The organism is Azospirillum sp. TSO5, assembly GCF_003116065.1.
Classification (GTDB): Bacteria; Pseudomonadota; Alphaproteobacteria; order Azospirillales; family Azospirillaceae; genus Azospirillum.
This window is the reverse complement of the sequence record NZ_LGQY01000171.1, coordinates 1-5,805: the sequence shown is the minus strand read 5'-3', so window position 1 is coordinate 5,805 and position 5,805 is coordinate 1. Positions and strand designations below refer to the sequence as shown.

Genomic DNA, 5,805 nt, shown 5'->3' with positions numbered 1-5,805 from the left:
GCACGCCTTGCCGATCTGCTCCCCTGGAACTGGAAGCCCGCCGTCAACGCCTGATCCGGTGCGATCACGCTCCGCTTACGAAGAACCGCGGTGTGGAGGACATCCTCCTGGCGGTGGTTGATGGGCTGAAGGGCTTCCCCGAGGCGATCGCCGCTGCCTATCCGGAGACGATTGTCCAGACCTGCATCGTTCACCTGCTTCGCCACAGTATGGAGTTCGCGTCCTGGAAGGACCGCAAGGCCATCGCCGCGGCGCTGAAGACGGTCTACGACGCCGTCGACGACAAGGCTGCAGAGGTGGCACTGAGCGCCTTCGAAGACGGCCCCTGGGGCGAGAAATACGCGGCCATCGGCAAGGCGTGGCGGCGGGCGTGGCAGGAGGTCATTCCCTTCTTTGCCTTCCCCCGCGAAGTCCGGCGCATCCTGTACACAACGAATTCCATTGAGGCTCTCAACTCGAAGCTGCGCCGGGCGGTGCGGGCCAGGGGGCATTTCCCCACTGACGAGGCAGCGCTGAAGCTCCTGTTTCTCGTCTTGAACCGCGCTGAGAAAGACTGGAAGATGCCGCCGCGGGAGTGGACGGCGGCAAAGGCACAGATGGCCGTCATCTTCGGAGAGCGCTTCGCAAAGGCGATGAACGCCTGATACTCAACACGCCCCGCCAAGCACGGAATTCCTGACACTCCCCCGGGGCTGCGTCGACCGCCACGCCGGTGGATCCAACCCGCGAAGAATTGGCCGGCTTGGTAAAGGCGCGTCGTCTGCTCGTCGACAAGCGAGGCGATCTGCGCCGCGCCTTGATCTCCGCTCCGGCGGCAGCCAAAGCGGCGCTGGAAGAGGCCATTGACGCTTTGACCGAGGCGCTGACCACGCTGGAAGCCGCGATCGAGCGCACGCTCGCCACCGTGCCGGTGATGGCTGAAACCGTGGCTGCGCTCCAGACTGCTCCCGGGGTCGGACCGGTGGTGGCGATCGGCCTCGCCGCTTTGCTCCCGGAACTGGGCCACACGACCGGTCGGAAGGTCGCCGCCCTGGTCGGCGTTGCGCCCTTCGATCATGACAGCGGGCAAGCGCATGGCCGCCGTCGTATCAGTGGCGGCCGCCCCGATGTTCGGCGAATCCTCTACATGGCCGCCGCCGTCGCAGCCCTCCATACCACCGGCGTGATCGCCGACCACTATGCCCAACTGACCAAGCGCGGAAAGCCGCCGAAGTTGGCTCTCGTCGCCTGCATGCACAAGCTGATCGTCCGCCTCAACGCTATGCTCGCAAAGGGACGGAACTGGGAGATCAAAACCGCCTGACGATGCCGGCGGTCGGCGCTCGCCGCCGACCGCTTACCAAACCCAATGAACCGGGTGCGCGGACGGGTCAAGGCCGCAGCCGCCCGAAGGGCGGGCGCACGTCCGCGCGAGCCTTGACGCGGAGCACATCCGGTTCAAGCACGTTTCGTCATTAAGACGGTTGCTCAATCCGATGCGAGCGGACATTGCCACCACGCTTATCCGGGGTCAGATCGCCGCGTGTCCGCGCACGGGCAACCCAGCGGATCGCCGAGGAAACCCCAACCTCGAAGCGCGCAGCTGCCGCACGGCAAGACGCTCCAGCCGCAACCGCCTCCACCACGCGCCGACGAAGATCGACCGACAGTGCTTTCCCCATCCGAACCGGCCTCCCTCAACCAGTCCGAAGCTTGAATCATAAATGCCAGCTCGGGGGAATCCTCCGATTCAGATGCCGATCAATCCGCTCTAGCCTAAATGCCGTTTGTTTAGGTGCTCTAAGTTGTTCACGATTGCGGCGATACTAGGATGCTCCGGTGGAAGGGCTTGACGGAGGATAACTAGGGCCTCTTGCAGCAGCGGTTCTATAGCGTCAAACTTGCCCAAGGTCCAGCGTAGAGCAGCTAGGTTATTGAGGCTGGCGGCGATTTCGGTATCGCCCGCCGGTAGCAGCTGACGGTTAATGGTTAGCGCCTCTTCGTACAGTGGTTCCACAGCGTGTAATTTGCCTTGCTGCTGGTAGACCTTAGCCAAGTTGCCAATACTTGTTAAGATATTGGACCGCCTCGAAGGAAGAGCCTTTCGAAGTATAATCAAAGCTTTATTGTACAATCGCGCTGCATCGTCCAACTTGCCTTGACTATGGTATAGAAGAGCAAGGTTGTTGAAGCTACTCGCAAGCTCTGGCGCATCTGGAGGCAGCAATTCGCAACGGATGCATAGGGCCTCTTCACATAGATTTTCCGCAGCATCCATTTCACCCTTTTCATAGTAGAGGAGACCCATGTTATTAAGACAATGTGCAATTTCAAGTGGATATGGAGAGGGCGCCTGACGAAGGGCGCGCAGTGCCTCAACGTAAAGCGGCTCTGCGGCATCAAAGTTTTTTTCTTCTCGGTAAATTTCAGCTAGATTATTCAGACAGCTTGCAAATTCAGTATGCTCCGCGATATCGACTCGGCGGAGAATACCTACTGCCTCTTTATACAATTGCTCGGCCGCATCAAATTGATTTTGAGCGCGATAAATGTCGGCCAAACTTCTGAGTGCATTAGCAATATCGGGGTGCGCTGGCGGAAGCGTTGCGCGCTGAATATTTAAAGCTTCATTGTATAGCATTCCCGCAGCAGCTAGCTTGTCCTGCTTCTTATAGAGGCTAGCGAGGTTGCTTAGGGTGATTGCAGTTTTTGGGCTGCCGGAAGGAAAGGTTTTGCGCAGTCGCAACAGAGCTTCTTGTAGTGCCAGTTCTGCATTATCGAACTCACCTCGACTCTCATAGAGGGAGGATAGATTAATTAGGGTTGCGGCAATGCCGGGATGTTCCGGCGGAAGGGATTGCCGGAAGCTGTTAAGAGCCTTTTGCAATAAGCGTTCGGCAGGCTTAGGCTTGCCTTGGTCTTCATACAGGAGCGCCAAATTATTGAGGCTGTATGCAATACTTGGGTGTCCTGGCGGAAGCGTTCTGCGCATAATATCAAAAGCTTCTTCGTACAAAGATTCTGCGATATCAAGTTTCTCTTGGGACCTGTAGAGACTTGCTAAGCTATTGAGACTGTTAGCAATGTCAGGGTGCCCAGGCGGAAGCGATTGGCGACGGATATCCAGAGCCTCCTTCAACAACGCCTCCGCGGTGTCGAATTGGTGCAAGTCAATATATATCGCCCCCAGATTGCCGAGCCTAGTTGCGATATCGGGGTGATCAGGAGGCAGGTTCTCTCGACATATGTTCAGAGAATCGGTTATTGACTGCTCAGCCATGCCAAAATTTCCTTGAGACCAATAGACAGCTGAAATGTTGTTTAGAACAGAAGCAACTTCTATCAAATTTGGAATTGCCTCCTCTCGCATAGCTTCAAGAGCACCTGCGAAATGTTTCTCTGCTCCTTCGAAATCGCCACGGGCGTAATGCACCATTCCTCGATAATTCAACGGAGGCGCCAAGCTCATATAATTATTGTCGCACGTATATTTCTGTATTTTTATAATAACGTCACACAAAACTTCGGCAAGATTATTAAATGATAGTTCAACAAACCAACCTAATATTTCATTATTTCCGCATATCTGGTCAACAATGGCGTGTGATCCACCCGAAAACATCAACCATCTTTGACCAAGCATCTCTGCTTCTGGCCCTATCTCATTGTTTCCAGCGCCGATAGCTGTCAAACATCGGCTCAGAAGCTTTTTATCCTCCTCCCAAAGCCGTATCATTGAGGGCAAATCAAAGAGTTCAGCGGCCAACGCCATCTTGGAATAGATTTCCTCAGTGCTGAGCCCTTCCTCCAAAATGGCCAACCGCTGGTGAACCCGCTCGGCAAGCGCGGGGCTTTCCGCACCGGCAAAGTGCTGCAAAAGATGCTGACGCGTTGACAGCTTCACATAAGTTGGCAACGCACCCCGAACCAACGCAGTATGCATCAGCGTCTCCCGTCCAGCATTACGCAACAAGTATGGACGTAACACGGAGAGAAGCCCTGCCAGACGAGCCTTAGGCACACGTGGTCGTTCACTGTCGGCGGCAAGCGGATCCTTTGGCGCCGCCAGGAGGTCGGCAAGCTCCAGCTCACTCAATCCTTGTCGGCTGGCCGCCAGCAAGGCAGCCATTTTACTTGCCAACCCGAAGTGAGAAAGCTCATCGCCGTAATCCCGATCCCAGACTTTTAGCAGAAATTCAAAAAGTGACGCAGCGTCCGGCTTGGTCAGCGCTACTTCGACATCATTCACTAACCCTTCGTGTCGGCTGTGAACCCGCAGGTACTCAAGAAGCATTCTCAAGTACAACGGCACCCTCGCCTGCGGAGCTCTTGTGATCATTTCTAAAGGCTTCGGCGGCAAAATTTTTCGGTAAGCGCTGGCGAAGGCAGTGATAATCGCACGAATTTCTAGTTCTTTAGGAGCGCGAAGATCTACAATTTCCCAGACGCCGACTCCTAGATCATTGTCGACCGCTGGGGTTGCGCTAGCGAGCAGCGCCGTGCCGGCGGGCCAAAGCATCTCTCCTAAGCGCTGGATCGCCTCAGCGGCGCCAGTAAATTGATCCACCGCATCTAACAAGAGAACAACTGGACTTCCGTTCGTTCGGTAGATTTGGTCCAGCCAAGATGGCATGACCTTCCAGCGAGCCTCATCATCGGTAGGCAGTGCTGGCAATTCGGAAATCATCGAACGAAGTCGATCCAAGACGCCATCACGCCACGCCTCCGCGCCGTGCTGACCATCGGCACCGACGTAGTGGGCAATCACCTGAGCGCCCATTCCAGTGCGCAGCGAAGCCTCAAGATCAGCCATCAACGAGCTCTTACCTAGGCCCGAGATACCACGCAACAACAATGGACCAGAAAATTCTCCGGCGATGTGAGCCTTCACCCGGTTGCCAATTTGGTCCCGCAACCCGGCGAGAGGGACATATCCTTGCCTGCGCGCTTGGGCGAAGAGAGCGTGGGCATGGGCGCGATTAGAGAAAATATTACCAACTTCTTCAGCCGGGAATCGCCGGTCGAGTTCGTCAAGCAGGATGGCCTGGACCCGATCGCCAAATGCGGCGACGTCGGCATACCCGTCGATGGCTATACGCCCAGAAGTGCGCAATAAATTCTTAAGCGCGGTCAGGCGTCCACCAGAAGCATCAAAGAAATCGTCGTATTGACCTCCTTTTGTTGATGCTAAAAGGTACTCGGTGAGACTGGGAGAGCGTAGAAAGAAGTGCGCATGTTCTTGCATTTCAGGCCGATCGAGGACGCCGAAGCGCATCTCCAATTCGGTGACGCTAATTCTCTGCTCCAGAGCACCTTCGATAGCTTGCCGGTATGGGCTGTCCGGCCGGGACTTCCAATAGCTAACTAGATCTTCAAAGAGGGGGATCCAGCCATAGCGCTCGCCAAGGAACCCAATGAAGAAGGGAGGATAGTCGCGGCAACGGTCAATCTCAGCTAAACAAATTTCAACTGTGTAACCATTCTTCGCTTCCTCTTCAGTGACACCCCAGCGCAGATCGATCTCAGTGAAACCGACACCACGCTCGGCACAGCGGCTGCGCACAAGAGGAAATACCTGAGTCAGAAGGTGATCTCGCTCAGCATTCATATCCTTGAAGGTTGAGGACAAAAACACTCGAATTTCCCGGGACTGCTCCGGACCGATCATACCGCGTCTCCTTTGGTTACTTTATAAGTCTCATGGAAAATTCTGTTCGAAATAACGCCAAAGCTGTTTTTACCATACTGGAGGAGCCAATCGCCGGCGCGTCCTGTCAGAATGTCACCGCCGTCGGTGGGCACCACCAGTGGCGCCATGTTAGCGGT

2 protein-coding genes and 2 pseudogenes are annotated in these 5,805 nt (G+C 55.6%); 2 read left to right on the top strand and 2 right to left on the bottom strand.

Annotation, left to right across the window (positions count from 1 at the left end; translation table 11 throughout):
* Positions 1–80: 80 nt before the first annotated feature.
* A pseudogene (locus tag TSO5_RS31480) lies at positions 81–644 on the top strand (IS256 family transposase); the annotation flags it as partial.
* Between the two features lie 98 nt (positions 645–742).
* A complete protein-coding gene (locus TSO5_RS31475) occupies positions 743–1,303 on the top strand; it encodes a transposase (protein ID WP_146203882.1) in 561 nt (186 codons plus the stop codon).
* 190 nt (positions 1,304–1,493) lie between these two features.
* On the opposite strand, the pseudogene TSO5_RS31470 reads toward TSO5_RS31475, so the two are convergent.
* Together TSO5_RS31470 and TSO5_RS31465 are read right to left on the bottom strand one after the other, a co-directional pair.
* A pseudogene (locus tag TSO5_RS31470) lies at positions 1,494–1,661 on the bottom strand (helix-turn-helix domain-containing protein); the annotation flags it as partial.
* 89 nt (positions 1,662–1,750) lie between these two features.
* Entirely contained in the window at positions 1,751–5,647 is a 3,897-nt protein-coding gene (locus TSO5_RS31465; RefSeq protein WP_109155294.1) for a tetratricopeptide repeat protein, read from the bottom strand.
* Positions 5,648–5,805: the final 158 nt, after the last annotated feature.

Bases quoted from the DNA above. Each gene is read 5' to 3' on its own strand.
- TSO5_RS31465 (WP_109155294.1), bottom strand. From the start codon at position 5,647: ATGATCGGTCCGGAGCAGTCCCGGGAAATTCGAGTGTTTTTGTCCTCA.